Source organism: Pseudogemmobacter blasticus (assembly GCF_003071405.1).
Taxonomy (GTDB): domain Bacteria; phylum Pseudomonadota; class Alphaproteobacteria; order Rhodobacterales; family Rhodobacteraceae; genus Pseudogemmobacter; species Pseudogemmobacter blasticus.
Genome location: NZ_CP020470.1, coordinates 2,925,042 through 2,946,470, shown reverse-complemented (window position 1 = coordinate 2,946,470; position 21,429 = coordinate 2,925,042). Strand labels below are relative to the sequence as shown.

Genomic DNA, 21,429 nt, shown 5'->3' with positions numbered 1-21,429 from the left:
AACGCCGTTCCGCGCGACCCTAGGCCGCCGTGCTGAACCGCCGGTAACCCGACCGCGCGACGCGCACCCTCAGGGCGCAACACTCTCCGCCTCGGCCTCGGCCAGCGCCCGGCCCCGCCGCGCCTCGGCCCAGGTGTTCAGGCTGACCGCGCCGATGATCACCGCGCCCCCGGCAATCACCCAGGGGTCCACCGGCTCGGCAAAGGCCAGCGCGCCCAGCGCGGCCGACCACAGGATCTGCAGGAACGTGACCGGCTGCGTCACCGTCAGCGGCGCCGCGACAAAGGCCCGCGTCATTGCGTAATGGCCAAAGGTCGCCAGCCCGGCCACCCCCGCCAGCCAGACCATCTGATTCAGATCGACCGGCACCCACACCCACAGCGCCAGCGGCAACAGCCCCAGCGTCACGCTGAAGGACATCATCGCCACCACCACCCCCGGCGGGGACAACTGGCTCAGCCGCTTGGCGAACAGATAGCTGACCGCAAAACACAGCGTCGCCGCCATCTGGCTCAGATGCCCTTCCGTCACCGCCCGGAACCCCGGCCGCAGCACGATCATCGCGCCCGCCAGCGCCGCCAGCACCACCAGCAGCCGCCGCATCCCCAAGGGCTCGCCCAGCATCAGCCCGGCCAGCACCAGCACGATCACCGGGTTCAGGAAGGCAATCGCCGACATCTCGGCCACCGGCACCCGCGCCATGGCATGGAACCAGAACACCACCGCCGCCACATGCAGCAGCCCCCGCCAGCCGAACAGCCGCCAGACCGGCGCCGGAAAGCCCTTGCGCCAGATCGGCCCCAGCATCGGCAGAAAGAACAGCACGCCATAGGCAAAGCGGATGAAGGCCGATTGCGCCGCCGGCAGGTCGGTGCCCAGATGCTTGACGCCGCCATTCACGCCCACGAAGGCAATGCCCGACGCCAGCATCCACGCCACACCCGCCAGGGGCCGGCCTCTGTCACCCGTTCCGCTCATGCCGGCACACCCACACCGCCCGTCAGGAAAAGGCAAGCCCCGCCGCGATGGCCCACATCGTGATGCCCACCCCGATCTCCAGCACCACCCAGGCGCGCGGGTTGGCAAAGACCGGCGCCAGCAGCCGCGCTCCGTAGCCTAGCGCCGCGAAAAAGGCAAAGGACGCCGCCCCCGCCCCCAGCCCGAAGGCCAGCCCCTGCGGCGCATATTGCGCGCTGATCGACCCCAGCAGCACCACCGTATCCAGATAGACATGCGGATTGGCCCAGGTCAGGAACAGGCAGATCGCCAGCACGCGGCGCAGCGGCACCACCGCATCGGGCGCGGGCTGCAAGGCCTCGCCCCCCTTGCGCGCCGCCAGGAACCGCAGCGCGCCATAAACCACCAGAAACCCCACGCCCGCCCAGCGCGCCAGTTCGGCCAGCCCCGGCAGCGCCTGCGACGCCGCGCCGAACCCGGCCACCCCCGCCCCGATCAGCACCGCATCCGACAGCGCGCAGACCGCCACCACCGCGCCGACATGTTCCCCCCGCAAGCCCTGCCGCAGCACAAAGGCATTCTGCGCCCCGATGGCCAGGATCAGGCTCAACCCGGTGAAAAACCCCGCAACCGCCGCCTCGAACATGCCGTTCCCCTGTCCGCCATTCCCCGTCCCTCCGCACCTACCCCACTGGGCCGGGAAAGCCGAATTAATGTTTCTCTCCATCCTTAAGTTATGCTAATCCTCATCTTGGCCCAAATACTCTGGGGGTGCGGGGGCAAGGCCCCCGCTCCTAGGCCCCCCGGCACGGAAACCCCGCCATGCTCGATCCCGCCCAGCTTGCCGCCCTGGCCGCCGTCCACCGTCGCGGCAGCTTCGACCTTGCCGCCGCCGGGCTGAACGTCACGCCCTCGGCCATCTCGCAGCGCATCAAGGCGCTTGAGGAAACCACCGGCACCCTGCTCATCCGGCGTGGCCAGCCCTGCACCGCCACCGCCGCCGGCCTGCGCCTGATCCGCCACCATGACGAGGTGGCGCTGCTCGAATCCCGCCTCGCGCAAGACCTGCCCGGCCTGACCCCCACCACCGCCACGCTGCGCCTTGCCCTCAACGCCGACAGCCTGGCCACCTGGGTGCTGCCCGCGCTGGCCGCCGTGCCGGGTATGCTTTACGATCTTGTCATCGACGATCAGGATGTCAGCCAGGACTGGCTTCGGAAGGGAGAGGTGGTGGCCGCCCTGACCGGCCATCCCGGCCCGGTGCAGGGCTGCGAAACGCTGCCGCTTGGCGCGCTGCGCTACCGCGCCACCGCCAGCCCTGCCTTCGCCGCGCGCTGGTTCCCGCAGGGCCTGACGGCCGATGCGCTGCGACAGGCCCCCTCGATCCGCTTCTCCGATGCCGACCGGCTGCAGGATCGCTGGGCCGCGCAGGCCACCGGCACCGCCCGCCCCGGGCCCCTGCCCGCCCATCGCATCGCCTCCTCCCAGGGCTTCGTCGAGGCCGCCCTTCTGGGCCTTGGCTGGGGCATGAACCCCGAGGCGCTGGTCACGGCCCATCTTGCCGCCGGGCGGCTGGTGGACCTTGCGCCCGAAACCCCGCTTGACGTGCCGCTGTACTGGCAGTTCACCCGGCTGGTCGCCCCGGCCCTTGCGCCGCTGACCCGCGCCATTCGCGACCACGCCGCCCGCGCGCTGGTGGCCTGACCGCTACCAGCGGATGCGCGCCGGAAACACGAACTCCTCCTCGGCCCGCGGTCCGCGCCGCCCCGCCAGCGCAAAGGTCAGCCGCCGAAGATGCGCCGTCACCTCGGCCCGTGGCACACCGGTGCAGGCCACCGCCTCGCCCACCGAAACCGGCACCGCCCGGCCCCGCCGCCGCAGCGTTTCGCGGAAGATCAGCGCCACCCGCAGGGGATAGCTCCAGTGGCTGGCCACCTGGAACAGCCGCGAATTGCGCCCGTGAAAGAACACCGGCACCACCCGCGCGCCGGGCACCAGCGCCAGCCGCGCCACGAACGGATGCCAGGCGGCATCCGCCGCCGTCCGTGCCAGCGGCTTCGGCGCGGTGGCCACGCCGCCGGCCGGAAAGATCACCAGCACATGCCCCGCCGCCACCCAGTCCATTGCCTGCCGCCGCGTCTCGGCCGAAATGCGCCGCGCCTCGGCCCCGCCGCCGAAATCCACCGGCAGCAGCACGTCCTTCACCTCGGGCGGCTGGCACAGCCGGCTGTGCACCATCAGCTTCACATCCGGCCGCACCGAACAGGCGATATGCCCCAGGATCAGCCCGTCGACGATGCCGAAGGGATGGTTCGCCACGATCACCAGCCCGCCCTCGCGCGGGATGCGGTCATAACCGCCCGCCAGGAACTGCGGCCACAGGCCCAGCGCCCGCACCGCCGCCGTCAGCACCGGCTCGCGCACAGGGCGCGGGCGGGCCCGCCAGTCCTGATACAGCCGCTCCAGCCGGTTGCGCCCCGCCGCCGCCTCGGCCAGCCGGATCAGCCTGCGCCGCAACCGCGTCTGGCCCGCGTGGGAATAGGTGAAGACAGGCTCCGCCGCGCCGACCGGCCCCGGCCGCGGCTCCAGGGGGGCGGGAAGAACCGGCTCGGCCCCGTCAAACCCACCCGTCCGCATCATCCCCGTCATCCGAATCCCCCGGGCTGCTGTCGGGGACAGCATCCCCACCGCCGGTGACGCCCCGATGACGCGCCAATGTCGGGCCAATGACGCCCGGATGAACGGCCGGTGACAGCCTGCATCGCCATGCAGAACGCCCACCCCGTTTTCGGGGGCGGGCGTCGGGTCTTCCTGCGCGATGGGTCGCGGATTACAGCTTCGCGGCCACGTCCTCGGGCACGTCGAAATTGTGGGTGACGGTCTGCACGTCGTCATCCTCTTCCAGAAGGTCGATCAGCTTCATCAGCTTCTGCGCCGTCTCAAGATCCACCTCGGTGCGCGACTGCGGCCGCCAGATCAGCTTGGATTCGGTCGATTCCCCAAGCGCCGCCTCCAGCGCATCCGAAACCGCCGCCAGATCCTCGACCTTGCAATAGATCCAGTGCGCCTCGTCGTCGGTTTCCACGTCGTCGGCCCCCGCCTCGATCGCGGCCATCATCACGTCATCGGCGCTGCCCGCCGCCAGCGGATAGGAAATCTCGCCCACCCGGTCGAAGCTGTGGCTCACGCTGCCGGTCTGGCCCATGTTGCCGCCGGCCTTGGTGAAATAGCTGCGCACGTTGCTGGCGGTGCGGTTCAGGTTGTCGGTCAGCGCCTCGACGATGATGGCAATGCCGCCTGCGCCATAGCCTTCATAGCGCATCTCGGTGTAATCCGCCGCATCGCCCATCTGCGATTTCTTGATCGCGCGATCAATCACGTCCTTCGGCATCGACACCGCCTTGGCGGCCTTGATCGCCAGCCGCAACCGCGGGTTCATGTCGGGGTCCGGCATCCCCATCTTGGCGGCGACGGTGATCTCCTTCGCCAACTTCGAGAAAGTCGCCGAGCGCGCCTTGTCCTGCTTGCCCTTGCGGTGCTGGATGTTCGCCCATTTCGAATGGCCGGCCATGGCCGTTTACCCCTTGGTCTTTGCGATGATGCGGTCCCTTACACCGGCGGGCGACGTGTGGGCAACCCCGCCCGACCGGGGCGCCCCGCCCCTTACAGCGGCCAAAGCAGCGGGATCAGCGCCGAAGCCACCAGCATGGTCAGCAGGTTCAGCGGCACACCCACCCGGGTAAAATCGGAAAACCGATACCCGCCCGGACCATAGACCATCATGTTGGTCTGGTATCCCACCGGCGTCGCAAAGGCGAGCGTGGCCGAGAACATCACCGCCACCACGAAGGGCCGCGGATCATACCCCAGGTTCTGCGCCAACTGGATGGCCACCGGCGTGTAGATCACCGCCACGGCATTGTTCGACAGGAACTCGGTCAGCACCAGCCCGATGAAATACACCGCCAGAATCAGCAGGAACGGCGACAGCCCCGCCAGCGCCGGCGCCGCCGCATCGACAATCAGCTCCACCGCGCCCGACTGGTCCAGCCCCTCGCCCACCGCCAGCATGGCAAAGATCATCGCCAGCAGGCGGCCGTCGATGAAGCTGAACGCCTCCTCGCTGTCCACGCAGCGCGTCAGCAGGATCACCGCCACCGCCACCAGCGCCAGCGCCTGGATCGGGGCCACGTCAAAGGCCGACAGCAGCACGATGAACACCAGCGCCGCAATGGCAATGGGCGCCTTCGCGCGCCGGAACGGCTTGATCGACGGCCGGCTGACATCCACCAGATCCATGTCCGCCGCCAGCCGCTGAATGTCCTCGATGGCGCCTTCCAGCAGCAGCGTATCGCCCACCCGCACCACCAGATCATCCAGTTGCCGGCCGATGTTCTGGTTCCGCCGGTGCGCGGCAATCGGGTAAACCCCGTAGCGCCGCCGCAGCCGCAGATCGCCCAGCCGCTGGCCCTCCATCCGGCAACCCGGCCCGATCAGCACCTCGACCGTCTCGGTCTTCACGCTCGACAGCTTGTCGACCAGATGCACGTCCTTGCGCCGCTGCAGGTCCAGAAGCTCGGTCATCTCGGTGCGCAGCACCACGCGGTCGCCCGCCATCAACTGCACCGGCGCCAGATTGCGCCGCAGGCTGGCGTCGCCGCGCAGCACGTCGATCAGCCGCACCCCGTCCCGCTTGAACAGGTCCACCTCCAGCGGCGCCTGCCCGATCAGCACGCTGTCCTCGGGGATCGCCACCTCGGTAAAGTATTTCATCTTCCGCCGGTCGCTCAGCAGCGTCCCCATCGACTGCCGCTCGGGCAACAGCCGCCGGCCCACCGTCGCCAGGTAAAGTCCGCCCGCCAGCGCCACCGCAATCCCCAGCGGCGCCACTTCGAACAGGCTGAAATGTTGCAGGCCCGCCTTGGCCGCCACCCCGTCCACCAGAATGTTGGTCGAGGTGCCGATCAGCGTGATCATGCCGCCCAGCACCGTCATGTAGCTCAGCGGGATCAGCATCTTGGACGGCGCCACCCCGATCTTGACCGCGATCTGGATCACCACCGGGATCATCACCGCCACCAGCGGCGTGTTGTTCATGAAGGCCGAGGCGGCAGCGCAAAAGCCGAACAGCGCCACGATGGTCAGTTTCGGCCGCCCGTCCACATAGCGTTCCGTGGTGCGGATCACCGCCTCCACCGCCCCGGTGCGCACCAGCCCGCCCATCACCAGGAACATCAGCGCAATCGTCCAGGGGGCCGAATTCGACAGCACCGCCGTCGCGTCCTTCAGCGGCAGCAGGCCGGTGATCAGCATCACCGCCGCCGCGGCGATGGCCGTCACCTCCACCGGCATCGTTTCCAGCACGAACATGGTGAACATCACCACCAGGATGGCCAGCGCCACCCAGGGTGCCCAGTCCGCCGGAACACTCAAGCCGAACATGCTACCGTCTCCAACCCATACCCCCTTGCGTTGCCCGCCAGGTTCACATCACCGGCCCCGAGGGGGCAAGCCGCCCCCCTTGGCGCACCATCTCGACCCGCGTCGCGCGTCCGGTCCGGTCGTCGGTCTCGACATAGACGCCCGACAGCGTTGCCTCGCCCGCCGCCGGTTCGAACCGCGCCTTGGCCATGCCGGTGACAAAGCGGCGCATCGGCTCCAGCTTCTCCATGCCGATCACGCTGTCATAATCGCCGCACATGCCGGCATCGGTCATATAGGCCGTGCCTTCCGACAGGATCTGCGCATCCCCGGTCGGCACATGGGTATGCGTGCCCACCACAAGGCTGGCCTGCCCGTTGCACCAATGCCCCATGCCCATCTTCTCGCTGGTGGCCTCGGCATGAACATCCACGATGGCCGCCTGCACAGCCGCCCCCAGCCGATGCGTCTTCAACACCGGCTCGATGGCGGAAAACGGGTCATCGAAGGGCTGCTTCATGAACACCCGGCCCAGCACCTGCGCCACCAGCACCCGCCGCCCGCCCGGCGCGTCATAGACCCGCGCGCCATGCCCCGGCGCCAGCTTGGAATAGTTGATCGGCCGCAGCACCCGCGGCTCCTGCTCCAGAAACGGCACGATGTCCTTCTGGTCGAAGGCATGATCGCCCAGCGTCACCACATCGGCGCCCGCCCCCAGCAGCAGCTTGGCATGTTCCGCCGAAAGCCCCATGCCCCCGGTGGCGTTCTCGCCATTGACCACCACGAAGTCCAGGCCCCAGGCCGCGCGCAGCCCCGGCAACCGCTCGGCCACCGCCGTCCGCCCGGTCTTGCCCATCACATCGCCCAGAAAAAGTAGCCGCATCCTGCCCACACCGGAAAAATCTTCTCTCTCCTAGGCCGCGCCCCCCGCTGCCGCAAGCCCCCGCGCCCTGCGCCCCCCTTCTGCCATCCGCCGCTGCTTCATCTTGGCTCAAATACCCTGCGGGGGTCCGGGGGTGCAAAACCCCCGGCACCGCCGCTGCGGCCGGGCGATTCGGCCCCACCGCCCGGACCGGCGCCGCCCCGGCGGGCAAAGATCGGGATTTCCCCCATATTCTCGCCTGATTAACCGCAACGCATTGCGAAACGCCCCGCGCCGCCGCAGCCTGCGCCGATGACCGCCCTTCCCGCCCCCCTGTCCACCTGGTTCGCCGCCCGCGGCTGGACCCTGCACCCGCATCAGCAGGCCATGCTTGACCGCGCCGCAGCGCCCGCGACGCTGCTCATCGCGCCCACCGGCGGCGGCAAGACGCTGGCCGGCTTCCTGCCCAGCCTGGCCGAACTTGGCCCCGCGCCCCCGTCCGGCCTGCACACGCTCTATATCTCGCCGCTCAAGGCGCTGACCGCCGACATCCGCCGCAACCTGCGCGCCCCCCTTGAAGGCGCCGGCCTGCCGATCCGGGTTGAAGACCGCACCGGCGACACCGGCCAGACCGCCCGCAAGCGCCAGCGCGTGGACCCGCCGCATATCCTGCTGACCACGCCGGAAAGCCTGGCCCTTCTGCTCAGCTACGAAGACGCCCCCAGGATGTTCAGCACCCTGCAACGGGTGATCGTCGATGAACTTCATGCCGTGGCCGAATCGAAACGCGGCGACCAGCTTGCCCTGCTGCTGGCCCGGCTGGGGCGCCTTGCCCCCGGCCTGCGCCGCATCGGCCTGTCCGCCACGGTGGAAGACCCGCCCGCCCTGGCCCGGTTTCTGGCCCCCGGCACCGAAATCCTGCTGGCCGACCCCGGCCCCGACCCCGACATTTCCATGCTCGACACCGGCACCCCGCCCCCCTGGTCGGGGGGCGGTGGGCGGCACGCCATTCCCGCGATCCTGCAACAGGTTCGCGCCCATCGCACCACGCTGATCTTCCACAACACCCGCGCCCAGGCCGAACTGTTCTTTCACGATCTCTGGCTGCAGAACGAAGACGGCCTGCCCATCGCCATTCACCACGGCAGCCTGGCCCGCGAACAGCGCGAACGGGTCGAGGCGGCCATGGTCGAAGGCCGCCTGCGCGCCGTGGTCTGCACCGGCTCGCTCGACCTTGGCATCGACTGGGGCGATGTGGATCTGGTGATCCAGGTCGGCGCACCGAAGAACGTCAAGCGCCTTGTGCAAAGGATCGGCCGCGCCAACCACCGCTACAACGCCCCCTCGAAGGCGCTGCTGGTGCCCGCGAACCGCTTCGAGGTGGTGGAATGTCAGGCCGCGCTGGATGCCGCGCTCGCCCGTGATCTGGATGGCGAACCGCGCGGCCCCGGCCCGCGCGACGTGCTTTGCCAGCACATCCTGATTGTCGCCTGCGCCGGCCCCTTCCGGGCCGACGACCTTTATGCCGAAATCCGCGAGGCGGCGCCCTATCACGCCCTGACCCGGCCCGATTTCGACGCGACGCTCGATTTCGTGGCGACCGGCGGCTATGCGCTGCGCGCCTATGACCGCTGGCAGCGCCTGAAGCAGACGGGCGATCTGTGGCACCTGCGCGACCCGCGCAGCGCCGTGCTGATCCGGCAGAACCTTGGCACCATCATCGACACCGAAACCCTGAAGGTCCGCCTCAAGGGCCGCTTCGGCGGCACCCCTCTGGGCGAGGTGGAGGAAGCCTTCGCCGCCACCCTTACCCCCGGCGATACCTTCCTGATCGGGGGCGAGGTGGTGCGCTACGAAGGCCTGAACGAAATGACCGTCGAGGTCAGCCGCACCCCCGGCCGCGACCCCAAGGTCGCGGTGTTCAACGGCACCAAATTCGCCACATCAACCCAACTGTCCGACCGCATCCTTGCGCTGCTGAACCGGCCCGGCTGGCCCTTCCTGCCGGACCACACCGCGCGCTGGCTGGCGCTGCAACGGCAAGTCTCGGCCCTGCCGCGCCGCGACCGGCTGCTGGTGGAAAGTTTCCCGCATGACGGGCGCGAGCATCTGGTGATCTACGGCTTCGCCGGCCGCAACGCCCAGCAGACGCTGGGGCTTCTGGTCACCAAACAGATGGAGGATCAGGGGCTTGATCCGCTTGGCTTTGTCGCCACCGATTATGCCACGCTTGTCTGGGGCCTGTCGCCCGTCACCGACCCCGCCCCGCTGTTCGCCGCCGAAACGTTGCGGCAGGGGCTGGAAAGCTGGTTGCAGGGCAATGCGCTGATGAAACGCACCTTCCGCAACGTGGCCCTTGTCGCCGGCCTGATCGAGCGCAGCCATCAGGGCCGCCGCAAGACCGGGCGGCAGGCCACGTTTTCGTCGGACATCCTTTATGACACGCTGCGCAAATACGACCCCGGCCACCTTCTGCTGCAGATCACCCGCGAAGAGGCGATGCGCGGCCTGATCGACTTTGCCCGCATCGAAGACCTGCTTGCCCGGATCGAAGGCCGCATCGACCTGATCCGCCTGCCCCGGCTGACACCGCTGGCCGCGCCGCTGTTCCTGGAACCCGGCAAGGTGCCGATCCATGGCCAGGGCCGCGAACGGTTGGCCGAAGCGCAGGCGCAGGCCCTGATGGCGGCGGCGGGGCTGGCCTGAGCGCCGGGGGCGCCGCCCCCGGACCCCCGGGGTATTTGGACCAACTGGAAGCAGGGGCCTTGCCAGCCGGGCAAGGGATCGGGAAAAGGCCGCATGTCCCAGACCCTGACCCTTGGCCCGGAAACCCTGCACGCCCTGCCCTCGGGCGCGCTGTGGTGGCCGGCGCGGCGGGTTCTGGCGGTCTCGGACCTGCATCTTGGCAAATCGGCCCGGCTGGCCCGGCGCGGCGGCGCGCTGTTGCCACCCTATGAAACCCGCGCCACGCTGGAACGGCTGGAAGCCGACATCGCCGCCACCCGCCCGGCCGGCGTGATCTGCCTGGGCGACAGTTTCGACGACACCGCCGCCGCCGGGGCGCTGGAGGAAGACGCGGTGCTCTGGCTGACGCGGCTGATGGCCGGGCGCGACTGGACCTGGATCGAAGGCAACCATGACCCCGGCCCCATCGCGCTGGCCGGCACCCACCGGGCCAGCCTGACCCTGGGCGCGCTGACCTTCCGCCACATCGCAGACCCCGCGCAGGGGCATGAGGTTTCGGGGCATTATCACCCCAAGGCACGGCTGGCAGGCCAGGCGCGGCCCTGCTTTCTGGCCGATGCCGCGCGCATCATCCTGCCGGCCTATGGCGCCTATACCGGCGGACTGTGGAGCCATGATCCCGCGCTGACCGGGCTGATGCAGCCCGGCGCGCTGGCGGTGCTGACCGGGCCGAAGGCGCGGGCGATCCCGATGCCGCGTTAGGCGGTCAGCCCTTCGGGTTCGGGCAGGCCGTTCGCGCGGCAGCAGGCCGTCAGCGTATTGGCCAGCAGACAGGCAATGGTCATCGGCCCCACGCCGCCCGGTACCGGGGTGATCGCGCCGGCCACCGCCGCCGCGCTTTCGTAATGCACATCCCCCACCAGCCGGGCCTTGCCGTCGCGTTCGATCCGGTTGATGCCCACGTCGATCACCGTCGCGCCGGGCTTCACCATGTCGCCGGTAATCATCTCGGGCCGGCCCACGGCGGCGACCAGAATGTCGGCGCGGCGGCAGACCTCGGCCAGATCCCTGGTGCGGCTGTGCGCGATGGTCACCGTGCAACTGTCGCCCAGCAGAAGCTGCGCCATCGGCTTGCCCACGATGTTCGACCGCCCCACCACCACGGCGCTCAGCCCGGCCAGCTTGCCGTGATGATCGCGCAGCATCATCAGGCAGCCCAGCGGCGTGCAGGGCACCATGCTCTTCTGCCCGGTGCCCAGCAGGCCGACGTTGGAAATGTGGAATCCATCCACATCCTTGGCCGGGTCGATCGTGTTGATGATCAGCTCGGAATTCAGATGAGCAGGCAGCGGCAACTGCACCAGAATCCCGTGAACTTTCGGATCGGCGTTCAGACGCGCCACCAGCGCCAGAAGATCGGCCTCTGACGTGTCGGCCGGCAGCTTGTGTTCGAAACTGGCCATTCCGGCTTCGGCCGTCTGGGTGCCCTTGTTGCGGACATAAACCTGGCTGGCCGGGTCTTCGCCCACCAGCACCACCGCCAGACCGGGGGTCAGGCCCTGTTCTTCCTTCAGCCGCGCCACATGCGCCGCAACCTGCGCCCGCACATTGGCCGCAAAGGCCTTGCCGTCGATCACCCTGGCGGTCATCCGCTTTCTCCCTTCTCAGACCGCGGCCGCAAAGGCGGCGCGGTAATGGTCCATCTGCATCCGTGTCGCCAGAACGGCGTTCTTCATCAGGATCGCCACCGTCACCGGCCCCACCCCGCCCGGCACCGGCGTGATCCAGCCGGCCACCTGGGCGCAACTGTCGAAATCGGCGTCGCCGACCACCCGCCCCTCGGCGGTGCGGTTGATGCCGATGTCGATCAACGCCGCGCCGGGTTTAAGCATCGCCCCCGTCACCAGCCCCGGCTTGCCGACCGCCACGAAGACGGCATCCGCCGCGCGCGAATGCAGCGCGACCTGCCGCGTCATGTGGTGGCACACCGTCACCGTGGCCCCCAGCCCCATCATCAGAAAGGCAATCGGCTTGCCGACAATCTCGCTGTGGCCAATCACGCAAACATCCAGCCCTTCCATCTTCAGCGGCAGGGTCTTCAGGATTTCCACAGCGGCAACCGCCGTGCAGGGGCCAAGCGTCAGGTCGTTGTAGACGATGTTCCCGATCGAGGCCGGGTGCATCCCTTCCACATCCTTCAGCGGATGCACGGCCTTTTGCAGCGCCTTCACCGGAATATGCCCCGGCAGCGGGCGCTGGATGATGATGCCATTCACCCGCGGGTCGGCATTCAGGCCGGCAATGACGCCCGTCAACTGCTCAAGGCTGATCGTCTCGGGGTAATTGCGCGATTCAAAGGCCACGCCGGCGGCCTCGGCCTGCCGCTGCTGGTTGCGAACGTAAAGCTCCGCCGCCGCCACATCGCCCACCGAGATCGAGATCAGCTTCGGCACCCAGCCGGCCGCGGCCAGCGCCTCGGCCTCGGCCCGCACATCCGCACGCATCCGGGCCGCGATGGCCTTGCCGTCAATCAGGGTGGCGGTCATTCCTGCCATCATCCGTCGTCAGGGGGCGCAAAGTGCCCGGTTCATAACGATAGTAACGCAGAAACGGGCCCCAAATCGCGCCAAGCGCCACCATGGTGGCACGCATCGCAAGCCCGGCTGCCTTTCTTCCCCACAAGGTAAGTATGGGGACCAGTCCCACGATCAGAATTGGCGCAGAGCCCGAAAGCCGAAAATACACCCACAGACACCCCCAGACGGCCGCGGCAACGCTTGCCAGAAGCGCCCCCGCTGACACCAGGATCAGCACCAGAGCAGCCAGCAACTCGACGGTGCGTCCTCCTGGCCTGCCGTGGTGTGTTGCCACCCTTCATCCCTTCCGCAGACTGTCCGGCCCAAGGCGGCTTTCTTCCCGCGCGATGGACCAGTCGATCAGACGCCGCCACAGCTTTTCCACCAGATCGGGCGGCAGCCCGTAGGTTTCGGCGTGGCGGCGCACGTTCTGCACCACCTCTTCCACGCGGTCGTTGATCCGGGCCGGCAGGTCCACCCCCGCCTTGATCTCGGCCGCGCGGTCGATATAGCCCGCCCGTTCTGCAAACAGCCGGACAAGGTCGTCATCCAGCCGGTCGATCTCGGCCCGGATATGGGCCATGGTCGTGCAATCAGCAGGCTTGCGCATCGTCTTGGTCCCTTCTGGTCGGCCCAAGGAATTAGCCGGGCCGACCGGAAAGGGCAATGCGGCGGCTTAGAACAGCCCCTCGACAAAGCCCTGATCGTTCAGCCGGATCACCTCGGCGCTCGGCACCTTGGGCAGGCCCGGCATCGTCATGATCTCGCCGCAGATCACCACGATGAACCCGGCCCCGGCCGAAAGCCGCACCTCGCGCACCGGAACCGAATGGCCGGTGGGCGCGCCGCGCAGGTTGGGGTCGGTGCTGAACGAATACTGGGTCTTGGCCATGCAGATCGGCAGGTGGCCGTAACCCGCCGCTTCCCAGGCCTTGAGCTGGTCGCGGATCGACTTGTCGGCCAGCACCTCGTCGGCGTGGTAGATGCGCTTGGCGATGGTCTCGATCTTCTGGAACAGGCCCATCTCGTCGGGGTAAAGCGGCGCAAAATTGGCGCTGCCACCTTCGGCCAGCGCGACAACCTTCTTCGCCAGCGCCTCGATCCCTTCCGATCCCTTCGCCCAGTGCTGGCACAGGATCGCCTCGGCGCCCTGCGCCGCGACATATTCCTTCACCGCGGCGATTTCCGCGTCGGTGTCGCTGTAGAAGTGGTTGATCGCCACCACCACCGGCACGCCGAAGGATTTGACATTGGCGATATGGCGGCCAAGGTTCGGGCAGCCCTTCTTGACCGCCTCGATGTTCTCGGTGCCCAGATCGGCCTTGGCGACGCCGCCGTTCATCTTCATGGCGCGGACGGTGGCCACGATCACCGCCGCCGAAGGCTTCAGCCCCGCCTTGCGGCATTTGATGTCAAAGAACTTTTCGGCGCCCAGATCGGCCCCGAAACCGGCCTCTGTCACCACATATTCCCCCAATTTCAGCGCGGTCTTGGTGGCGATCACGCTGTTGCAGCCATGGGCGATGTTGGCGAAGGGGCCGCCGTGCACGAAGGCCGGGTTGTTCTCCAGCGTCTGCACCAGGTTCGGCTGCATCGCGTCCTTCAGCAGAACGGTCATCGCACCGTCGGCCTTGATGTCGCGGCAGTAGATCGGCTTCTTCTCGCGCGTATAGGCCACCACGATGTCGCCCAGCCGCTTCTGCAGGTCTTCCAGATCGTTCGACAGGCACAGGATCGCCATCACTTCGCTTGCGACCGTGATGTCGAACCCGGTCTGGCGCGGAAAGCCGTTCGACACGCCGCCCAGGTTCACCACGATGTCGCGCAGCGCGCGGTCGTTCATGTCCATCACCCGGCGCCACACCACGCGGCGGGCGTCGATCTGCAATTCGTTGCCCCAGTAGATGTGGTTGTCGATCATCGCCGAAAGCAGGTTGTGCGCGCTGGTGATCGCGTGGAAGTCGCCGGTGAAGTGAAGGTTCATCTCCTCCATCGGCACCACCTGCGCCATGCCGCCACCGGCCGCCCCGCCCTTCATCCCGAAGTTCGGGCCAAGGCTGGCTTCGCGGATGCAGATCACCGCCTTCTTGCCGATGCGGTTCAGCCCGTCGCCCAGGCCCACGGTGGTGGTGGTCTTGCCTTCGCCGGCGGGCGTCGGGTTGATCGCGGTCACCAGGATCAGCTTGCCATCGGGCTTGCCCGCAAGACCCTTGATGAACTCCTGGCTGACCTTGGCCTTGTCATGGCCATAGGGCAGCAGACTTTCGGACGGGATGCCAAGTTTGGCCCCGATCTCCATGATGTTCTTCTTCTTGGCTTCGCGCGCAATTTCGATGTCGGTCTTGAAGGCCATGTCGCACTCCCTGGGGGCCCGGTTTCTTGCCGGATGTTCCGTTAGCGACGTGATACCGGGCGATCCGCCCGGTTCGAGGCCGGTTTGCGACGTGTTCCCCGCGAAATTCGGCGTGGCCGGTTTCCGATCGGAAACTCACGAACAAGGAACGCAACGATGGGCCGGCGGCCTTAGCCCGCCGCCCCGGTCCGCGCGGCCTCCAGATGCGCCCAAACCCGCTGGTCGGGCACATGCAGCACCAGCGAATCGCCCGGGCGCAGCGTGCCTTCCCGCTCCACCCAGGCGGTCACGCCGCGCCGGCCCCTGGCCGCGGTCTTGAACGCCTTGCCCTGCCCGCCCGTGGCCTTGGCCATGGTCACCGCCGGTTCCTGGCAGGGGCGGTTTTCCATGTCCACCACCAGAGTCACCCCGTCCGGCCCCTGCAACCTCGATGACGGCGGCAGGAAACTGAAATCGGGCAGGCCGGCAATCACCACGCTGGCCCCCAGCCAGGCCGGGTCGATCCGCTCCATCCCCAGGCGGGCGGCGATCTCGGCCAGATCCTCGGCCGACACCAGGCACAGTTGCCGCGCATTGCGGATCGTCGTGCCGCGCGGATGCTGCGCCAGCACCCGGCTGCAGGACGGGCGCGTCAGCCCGGCATGAACCTCGGGCGCAAAGCCGGCAAAGGTCAGCGGCATTTCCGCGACCGGCTCGCCAAAGATCTCCAGCTTTTCCACCGGCCGGCGCTGCACGCCCAGCCAGGTGACAGTGCCGCGGAACTGGGTGGGGATCAGGGCAGGCATTCTTGCACCTCCGGGAATGCGACAGTCACAGCCATTTCTTCCAGCGGAAGATCAGCCAGGGCACCAGCGCCGACAGCACCATGGCCACCAGCGCCATCGGATAGCCCCACTCCCATTTCACCTCCGGCATATGTTCGAAGTTCATCCCGTAGATGCTGGCAATCAGCGTCGGCGGCAGGAAGACGAAGGCGACCACCGAGAAGATCTTGATGATGTCGGATTGCTGGATGTTGATCACCCCCAGCGTGGCGTCCAGTTGGAACAGGATCTTGCGCTCCTGCGTTCCGGCGGTTTCCTGAAGCGATTTCACGTCGCGCATCAGCACCTTCAGCCGCGTCTTGTCGATGCCCTTCAGCGCCGACAGCGCCGCCGCCCCGCCCGAGGGCACCGACAGGAACCCCAGCATCCGCTGGATCGTGGCCAGGCTTTCCGAAACCTTGCCGTTCAGGTCTTCCGCCCGGCCGATCCGCTGCATGATCACCGCCAGCGTCTGCGCCCGGCCATTGGGGCGATGCGCCTCGAAGATGGCGCGGGTCAGCGCGTCCAGCTTGCGCATCTCGCCCTCCAGAATGTCGGCCAGACGGTCCACCAGCGTTTCCAGCAGCGCCAGCATGGTGGATTGCCCATTGGTGCAGCCCAACGGCTGCGCCACCACCCGCTCGGCGAAATAGGCCATCGACCGGGGCGCGTGATAGCGCACCGTCACCAGACGTTCCCGCGTCAGCACAAAGGTGACAGGGCCGGTTTCCGGGTCTTTGCCCACCGGCATGGCCACCACCTGCGCGGTCAGGAACAGCGCGCCCCGCTCATCATAAAGCCGCGACGACACCTCGATTTCCTGCATGTCCTCGCGGGTGGGAATGTCCAGCCCCAGCGCGGCCTCGACCGCATCTTCCTCGGCCGGGGTCGGGGCTTCCAGATCAATCCAGACGGCATCCAGCAGACCGCCATCCTCGGGGTCTATACGCTCCAGCCGGTTGTCGCGCGCCCGATATGCCGTGATCATCGCCGCTCTCCGCAAGGCTGTTGGTGGGACGACCCTAGCCAAGCCCGGCCAAAAGCAAAAGGCCCCGCCAAAGCGGGGCCTTTCTGTCTGGCGGGCCTTTACAGCGGCGCCGGTTCCGGGTCGGGCTTCGGCGACCGGGGCTTTTTCGTCTTGGGAATCGCCGCCACTGACGGCGCACCGCCGCCCGGCGCGGGCGTGTCGGCATCGTCGTCCTCGCCCAGCTTCTCGCCCGCAATCACCTTGCGGATCTCGTCGCCGGTCAGGGTTTCGTATTCCAGCAGACCCTTGGCCAGCCGTTCCCAGTCTTCCTGCCGCTCCAGCAGAATGCTGCGGGCCTTTTCATAGCCCTCGTCGATCAGGCGCTTCACTTCCTGCTCGATCGCCCGCTTCGTTTCGGCCGAAACCGAGAAGCCGCCGGTGTTCCCCTGATAGCCTTCGGCGGCTTCGGCATAGTCGATATTGCCCACCACATCCGACATGCCCCAGCGCAGCACCATGGCACGGGCCAGCGCCGATGCCTGCTGAATGTCGCCCGACGGGCCGTTCGACACCGACTCGGCGCCCCATTTCAGGATTTCGGCCGCCTTGCCCGCCATGGTCATGGCGATGCGCTGCTCGCACTGGTCCTTGTGCCAGTTCAGCCGGTCCATTTCGGGCAGGCTCATCACCATGCCCAAGGCGCCGCCGCGCGGGATGATCGTCGCCTTGTAGACCGGATCGCACTTCGGCAGCGTCATGCCGACGATGGCATGGCCGGCCTCGTGATAGGCGGTCATTTCCTTCTGGTCCTGCGTCAGCACCATGCTGCGACGCTCGGCCCCCATCATCACCTTGTCCTTGGCGTTCTCGAAATCCACCATGGTGACAAAGCGGCGGCCGGCACGCGCGGCCATCAGCGCCGCCTCGTTCACAAGGTTCATCAGGTCCGCCCCACTGAACCCCGGCGACCCGCGCGCGATGGTGCGCAGGTCAACGTCCGGCCCCAGCGGCACCTTGCGGGCGTGAACCGACAGGATCTTCTCGCGCCCCTTGATATCGGGGTTCGGCACATGGATCTGGCGGTCAAACCGGCCGGGCCGCAGCAACGCGGGGTCCAGCACGTCCTTGCGGTTGGTGGCCGCGATGATGATCACGCCCTCATTCGCCTCGAACCCGTCCATTTCCACCAGAAGCTGGTTCAGCGTCTGCTCGCGCTCGTCATTGCCGCCGCCGATGCCCACGCCACGCGCACGGCCCACGGCGTCGATTTCGTCGATGAACACGATGCAGGGCGCGTTCTTCTTGGCCTGTTCGAACATGTCGCGCACACGGGATGCGCCGACACCCACGAACATTTCCACGAAGTCAGAGCCCGAGATGGTGAAGAACGGCACCCCCGCCTCGCCCGCAATGGCGCGGGCCAGCAGGGTTTTCCCGGTGCCGGGCGGGCCAACCAGCAGCGCGCCCTTCGGGATCTTGCCGCCCAGACGGCTGAACTTCTGCGGGTTGCGCAGGAATTCGACAATCTCTTCCAGCTCTTCCTTGGCCTCGTCGATGCCGGCCACATCGTCAAAGGTGACGCGGCCGTTCTTCTCGGTCAACAGCTTGGCTTTCGATTTGCCAAAGCCCATGGCGCCGCCCCGGCCACCGCCCTGCATCCGGTTCATGAAGAAGATCCAGATGCCGATCAGCACAAGGAAGGGCAGGAAGGTCATCAGCAGCGACATGAAGCCAGATTGCTGTTGCGGCGTGGCCTGCACCTCGATGCCCTTGCCGATCAGCCGGTCGGCCAGGATTTCCCCTTCCGGCCGGATCGTGGTGTAGGTCGAACCGTCCGACCCGCGCACGATCACCCGCTCGCCATCCAGCGTGACACTGGCAACCTTGCCGGAATCGACCTGGGCGATGAAGTCCGAATAGGACAGGGTCCGCGATGACAGGGCCGTCTGCCCCCCGGAAAACAGATTGAAAAGCGCCAGGATCAGCAGCAGCAGAACGACCCAGAAGGCGATGTTTCGTGCATTGTTCACGAAAAGACTCCCGCATTGCCCGCGCGCCCGTCTCGGGCCGCGGTCTTGCCTCCAAGATAGTCAGATGTGGGCAGGGTTCAATGCGATAACAGGAAACTTCCGAAATCCGGCGCCGTTTCCGCGCGCCAGCCGGCGCCAAACCCCGCGCAAGGCGCCGCGATCAGCGTTTCACCCTGCCAGACGGCGGGCGTTGCCTCCAGCGCCGGCCGCGCAATTCCCGTCGCCCGCCAGTCCGGGCAAAGCCGCAGACCGGCCGCGCCCAGCGCGCGGATCTCCAGCCCCGCGCCGCCCGGCCCACCACCCGGCCCGGCAACGCGCCAACGCCCGTCCCAGATCTGCCCAAGCGGCACCGCGCCCTGCACGGCCCGCATCTCGCGCGTCACGCTTACCCTGCCCGCCCGCTGGCGGAACCGGCAGCCGCCCAGCGTGGCGTCGCGCCCCTCGCGCAAGCCCGCGGTCAGGGCGGCAATCTTGGCGGCCCGCGGCGGATGGTCCGCCCCCCCGATCCAGCGCACCATCGCCACCAGCAGCCGCCGCGCAACCTCGGGGTCGCAGGCCCACAGCGCGCGGGCGTCGAACATCAGCCCGCCCGCCCGCTCGGTCACCAGATCGCGCCCGGCCTGCGCAACGGCCCCCGTCACCACACCCTGCGCCATCGCCAGATGGTCGATGACCGCCGCCAGACGGTCCACCGTAATGCCCAGCGGCTTCAGCGCGCCAAGCGCCCGCCGCGCCCAGACGCGGGTGAAACGGTCATTGTCATTCGACGGATCGTCGATCCAGGCCACGACCCGCCGGGCCAGATAGCCGCGCAGATCGGCACGGGTCTGGCGCAGGAACGGGCGGTGGAAGCGCACGCCGCCTTCCACAAAGCTGCCGCTCATCCCGGTCAGCCCGTCCAGCCCCGCCTCGCGGGCAAGCCCCATCAGGAAGGTCTCGGCCTGATCGTCGGCGGTATGGGCCAGCGCAATATCCCCGATGCCCGATGCCACGGCCCATTCGGCCATCAGCCGATAGCGCGCCCGCCGCGCCGCCTGCATCAGATTGCCCTCGATGCGGCCGCCATGATCCCAGACCAGCACCCGATGCGGCAGCCCCAGACCGGCACAGATGCCTGCCACAAACCCGGCTTCCGCAGCCGCCTCGGGGCGAAGCCCGTGGTCCACCGTCACCACCTGCAAGGCCCGGCCCGCCGTCGCGGCGGTCTCGGCCATCAGATGCAGCATCGCCAGGGAATCGCTGCCGCCCGAAACGGCAAGGCCAAGCGCCCCATGCCGGGGGCCAGTCCGGTCAAGGCCCTGTCGGGCCGCCTGCAAAAGCCGGGCGTCGCTGCCCGGGCTGGTCAGCCCGCCGCCTGCGCTTACGGGCACCCCAGCCCCTGCATGGCGCCCGGCGCCTGCGTTGCGGCCTGTGACGCCGGATATTGCGTGGACACCTCGGCCAGCGTCACGCAGGCCTCGGGCGTCTGGCCCAGAGCGCCCAGCGCCTGCCCCAGTTTCAGCAGCGCATCCGGCGCGAACTGGCCCTGCGGATCGGCGGAATAGGCGTCCAGATAGGCGCGGGCCGCGTTGGACGTCTCACCCAGGCTGGTCAGCGCCTCGCCCCGCAGATAGTTCGCCTCGGGGATCAGCGGCCCGCCAGGATAGGATTGGGCATAGGCCTCAAAGAGCGTTGCAGCTTGGCGAAAGTCACCTTGACCGAGCACCCCCTTGGCCCGGTCGAAGTCGTCTTTCTCTGCGACGGCCATTTCTGCACCGCCTGTTGCACTGGATGTGGTGCCCGTGGGGGCCGGCGCCGCCGCAGGGGCCGCAGCCCCGCTTGCGCCGCCCAGCACCGAGGTCTTGCCAAGGTTCATCGGGTCGCAACCCTCGGTCACCTCGCACAGGCGGTACTCGATATCGCCGATCCGGTTGGTGCCGTCCGCCACCACCCGGTTCAGCCGCAGTTCAACGTCCTCGGCGCGCGAGGTCAGCCGCGCCAGCGCGGCCTCGATCGCATCCATCCGTTGCAGCGCATCGCCGCCGCCGAAGCTGGCCGAAGCGCCGCTGGCCACGGTCTCGGCCTTCAGCGCGTTGAACTCGGCCGCAAGCTGGCCCAGCTCGACCCGGATGTCCGCCAGCGTCTGCGCCTTGTCCTGCGCAAGCGCGGCGACGGGAAGCGCCGTCAGCAGAAGGGCAAGTCGCAGGGTACGACGCATCGCGTCAGACCCCCGCGCCCGCCGACAGCACCGTCACGGCGCGGCGGTTCTTGGCATAGCAGGCTTCTTCCGAACACACCTCGATCGGGCGCTCCTTGCCGTAAGAAATGGTCTTCATCCGGTTGCCGGCCACGCCCTGGCTGATCAGGAACTGCTGCACGGCGGCCGCACGGCGGGCGCCCAGCGCAAGGTTGTATTCGCGGGTGCCCTTCTCGTCGGCATGGCCTTCGATGATGATCGCATAGCCCGGGTTCTGGTTCAGCCAGCCCGCCTGCCCCGAAAGGATCGTCCGCGCCTCGGGCGACAGGGTGGACTGGTCAACCGCGAACAGCACCCGGTCACCGACCGTCTGGTTGAAATAGGCAATCGACCGCGGATCGCTGGGGTCGCCCAGACCCGTGGTGTCGATATAGCCGCCCGATCCGCCGGCCCCCCCCATGCCACCGGCACCGCCGGCCCCGCCCGAACCGTAACGGTCGGGGTTCTGGCAGGCGGCCAGCGTCAGAGCGGCCAGAACAAGCAGGGCCTTGGGGGCAAGCGTCATCGGGGGAATCCTTCTCGTGGCTCGAAATCGGGCG

19 protein-coding genes are annotated in these 21,429 nt (G+C 68.1%); 3 read left to right on the top strand and 16 right to left on the bottom strand.

Features of this window, described 5'->3' with window-relative positions:
* Positions 1–69 precede the first annotated feature (69 nt).
* Positions 70–978 carry a DMT family transporter gene (locus tag B6K69_RS14380; protein ID WP_228156748.1) on the bottom strand — a complete coding sequence of 303 codons (909 nt, stop codon included), beginning with the start codon at positions 976–978 and terminating at the stop codon, positions 70–72.
* Between the two features lie 22 nt (positions 979–1,000).
* A complete protein-coding gene (locus B6K69_RS14375) occupies positions 1,001–1,603 on the bottom strand; it encodes a LysE/ArgO family amino acid transporter (protein ID WP_108644272.1) in 603 nt (200 codons plus the stop codon).
* Between the two features lie 176 nt (positions 1,604–1,779).
* Between B6K69_RS14375 and B6K69_RS14370 the strand changes: the two genes are divergently transcribed.
* A complete protein-coding gene (locus B6K69_RS14370) occupies positions 1,780–2,661 on the top strand; it encodes a LysR family transcriptional regulator ArgP (RefSeq protein WP_108644271.1) in 882 nt (293 codons plus the stop codon).
* 3 nt (positions 2,662–2,664) lie between these two features.
* Here the strand turns inward: B6K69_RS14370 and B6K69_RS14365 are convergent, their stop codons facing one another.
* The 4 genes from B6K69_RS14365 to B6K69_RS14350 all read right to left on the bottom strand — a co-directional run bounded on the left by B6K69_RS14365 (position 2,665) and on the right by B6K69_RS14350 (position 7,261).
* The gene (locus tag B6K69_RS14365) at positions 2,665–3,597 is read right to left on the bottom strand and encodes a lysophospholipid acyltransferase family protein (RefSeq protein ID WP_164681965.1); all 933 of its coding nucleotides are present in this window, start codon (positions 3,595–3,597) and stop codon (positions 2,665–2,667) included.
* 190 nt (positions 3,598–3,787) lie between these two features.
* On the bottom strand, positions 3,788–4,528 hold the full coding sequence (locus tag B6K69_RS14360) for a YebC/PmpR family DNA-binding transcriptional regulator (RefSeq protein ID WP_107673645.1): 741 nt from the start codon (positions 4,526–4,528) through the stop codon (positions 3,788–3,790).
* A gap of 92 nt (positions 4,529–4,620) precedes the next feature.
* Complete coding sequence (locus B6K69_RS14355; RefSeq protein ID WP_108644269.1) at positions 4,621–6,399, bottom strand: SLC13 family permease; 1,779 nt, start codon at positions 6,397–6,399, stop codon at positions 4,621–4,623.
* 43 nt (positions 6,400–6,442) lie between these two features.
* On the bottom strand, positions 6,443–7,261 hold the full coding sequence (locus B6K69_RS14350) for a TIGR00282 family metallophosphoesterase (protein WP_108644268.1): 819 nt from the start codon (positions 7,259–7,261) through the stop codon (positions 6,443–6,445).
* Between the two features lie 291 nt (positions 7,262–7,552).
* Between B6K69_RS14350 and B6K69_RS14345 the strand changes: the two genes are divergently transcribed.
* Both B6K69_RS14345 and pdeM read left to right on the top strand, forming a co-directional pair.
* Complete coding sequence (locus B6K69_RS14345; protein ID WP_108644267.1) at positions 7,553–9,946, top strand: ligase-associated DNA damage response DEXH box helicase; 2,394 nt, start codon at positions 7,553–7,555, stop codon at positions 9,944–9,946.
* Positions 9,947–10,096: 150 nt separating this feature from the next.
* Positions 10,097–10,687, top strand: a complete 591-nt coding sequence (gene pdeM, locus B6K69_RS14340) for a ligase-associated DNA damage response endonuclease PdeM (RefSeq protein ID WP_418260555.1) — start codon at positions 10,097–10,099, stop codon at positions 10,685–10,687.
* On the opposite strand, the gene folD is transcribed toward pdeM, so the two are convergent.
* From folD to pal, 10 genes are all read right to left on the bottom strand, one after another.
* Entirely contained in the window at positions 10,684–11,574 is an 891-nt protein-coding gene (gene folD / locus B6K69_RS14335) for a bifunctional methylenetetrahydrofolate dehydrogenase/methenyltetrahydrofolate cyclohydrolase FolD (RefSeq protein WP_108644265.1), read from the bottom strand. The two genes, pdeM and folD, sit on opposite strands and share 4 nt — an antisense overlap.
* Positions 11,575–11,589: 15 nt before the next feature.
* Positions 11,590–12,471: a bifunctional 5,10-methylenetetrahydrofolate dehydrogenase/5,10-methenyltetrahydrofolate cyclohydrolase gene (locus tag B6K69_RS14330; protein ID WP_108644264.1), complete on the bottom strand. Its 882-nt coding sequence runs from the start codon at positions 12,469–12,471 to the stop codon at positions 11,590–11,592.
* A gap of 328 nt (positions 12,472–12,799) precedes the next feature.
* Positions 12,800–13,111, bottom strand: coding sequence for a chorismate mutase (locus tag B6K69_RS14325; protein WP_107673653.1), 312 nt, complete (start codon positions 13,109–13,111; stop codon positions 12,800–12,802).
* A 66-nt stretch (positions 13,112–13,177) separates the two neighbouring features.
* The gene (locus B6K69_RS14320; protein ID WP_108644263.1) at positions 13,178–14,854 is read right to left on the bottom strand and encodes a formate--tetrahydrofolate ligase; all 1,677 of its coding nucleotides are present in this window, start codon (positions 14,852–14,854) and stop codon (positions 13,178–13,180) included.
* 170 nt (positions 14,855–15,024) lie between these two features.
* Positions 15,025–15,639 (bottom strand): MOSC domain-containing protein, encoded by a 615-nt coding sequence (locus tag B6K69_RS14315; protein WP_108644262.1) that lies wholly within the window; start codon positions 15,637–15,639, stop codon positions 15,025–15,027.
* 25 nt (positions 15,640–15,664) lie between these two features.
* Complete coding sequence (locus B6K69_RS14310; RefSeq protein ID WP_108644261.1) at positions 15,665–16,645, bottom strand: magnesium transporter CorA family protein; 981 nt, start codon at positions 16,643–16,645, stop codon at positions 15,665–15,667.
* Positions 16,646–16,743: 98 nt separating this feature from the next.
* Positions 16,744–18,654 carry an ATP-dependent zinc metalloprotease FtsH gene (ftsH, locus tag B6K69_RS14305; RefSeq protein WP_108644260.1) on the bottom strand — a complete coding sequence of 637 codons (1,911 nt, stop codon included), beginning with the start codon at positions 18,652–18,654 and terminating at the stop codon, positions 16,744–16,746.
* Positions 18,655–18,731: 77 nt separating this feature from the next.
* Positions 18,732–20,024: a tRNA lysidine(34) synthetase TilS gene (gene tilS / locus B6K69_RS14300; protein WP_108644259.1), complete on the bottom strand. Its 1,293-nt coding sequence runs from the start codon at positions 20,022–20,024 to the stop codon at positions 18,732–18,734.
* Positions 20,015–20,851: a tol-pal system protein YbgF gene (gene ybgF / locus B6K69_RS14295; RefSeq protein ID WP_108644258.1), complete on the bottom strand. Its 837-nt coding sequence runs from the start codon at positions 20,849–20,851 to the stop codon at positions 20,015–20,017. The genes tilS and ybgF overlap by 10 nt, the downstream gene beginning before the upstream one ends.
* Positions 20,852–20,855: 4 nt before the next feature.
* On the bottom strand, positions 20,856–21,395 hold the full coding sequence (gene pal, locus B6K69_RS14290) for a peptidoglycan-associated lipoprotein Pal (RefSeq protein ID WP_108644257.1): 540 nt from the start codon (positions 21,393–21,395) through the stop codon (positions 20,856–20,858).
* Between the last annotated feature and the right edge of the window lie 34 nt (positions 21,396–21,429).

Bases quoted from the DNA above. Each gene is read 5' to 3' on its own strand.
- B6K69_RS14355 (WP_108644269.1), bottom strand. From the start codon at position 6,399: ATGTTCGGCTTGAGTGTTCCGGCGGACTGGGCACCCTGGGTGGCGCTG.
- B6K69_RS14320 (WP_108644263.1), bottom strand. From the start codon at position 14,854: ATGGCCTTCAAGACCGACATCGAAATTGCGCGCGAAGCCAAGAAGAAG.
- B6K69_RS14310 (WP_108644261.1), bottom strand. From the start codon at position 16,645: ATGATCACGGCATATCGGGCGCGCGACAACCGGCTGGAGCGTATAGAC.
- B6K69_RS14325 (WP_107673653.1), bottom strand. From the start codon at position 13,111: ATGCGCAAGCCTGCTGATTGCACGACCATGGCCCATATCCGGGCCGAG.
- B6K69_RS14365 (WP_164681965.1), bottom strand. From the start codon at position 3,597: ATGATGCGGACGGGTGGGTTTGACGGGGCCGAGCCGGTTCTTCCCGCC.
- B6K69_RS14350 (WP_108644268.1), bottom strand. From the start codon at position 7,261: ATGCGGCTACTTTTTCTGGGCGATGTGATGGGCAAGACCGGGCGGACG.
- B6K69_RS14360 (WP_107673645.1), bottom strand. From the start codon at position 4,528: ATGGCCGGCCATTCGAAATGGGCGAACATCCAGCACCGCAAGGGCAAG.
- folD (WP_108644265.1), bottom strand. From the start codon at position 11,574: ATGACCGCCAGGGTGATCGACGGCAAGGCCTTTGCGGCCAATGTGCGG.
- B6K69_RS14380 (WP_228156748.1), bottom strand. From the start codon at position 978: ATGAGCGGAACGGGTGACAGAGGCCGGCCCCTGGCGGGTGTGGCGTGG.
- B6K69_RS14370 (WP_108644271.1), top strand. From the start codon at position 1,780: ATGCTCGATCCCGCCCAGCTTGCCGCCCTGGCCGCCGTCCACCGTCGC.
- ybgF (WP_108644258.1), bottom strand. From the start codon at position 20,851: ATGCGTCGTACCCTGCGACTTGCCCTTCTGCTGACGGCGCTTCCCGTC.
- B6K69_RS14330 (WP_108644264.1), bottom strand. From the start codon at position 12,471: ATGACCGCCACCCTGATTGACGGCAAGGCCATCGCGGCCCGGATGCGT.
- B6K69_RS14345 (WP_108644267.1), top strand. From the start codon at position 7,553: ATGACCGCCCTTCCCGCCCCCCTGTCCACCTGGTTCGCCGCCCGCGGC.
- B6K69_RS14315 (WP_108644262.1), bottom strand. From the start codon at position 15,639: ATGCCTGCCCTGATCCCCACCCAGTTCCGCGGCACTGTCACCTGGCTG.
- B6K69_RS14375 (WP_108644272.1), bottom strand. From the start codon at position 1,603: ATGTTCGAGGCGGCGGTTGCGGGGTTTTTCACCGGGTTGAGCCTGATC.
- pal (WP_108644257.1), bottom strand. From the start codon at position 21,395: ATGACGCTTGCCCCCAAGGCCCTGCTTGTTCTGGCCGCTCTGACGCTG.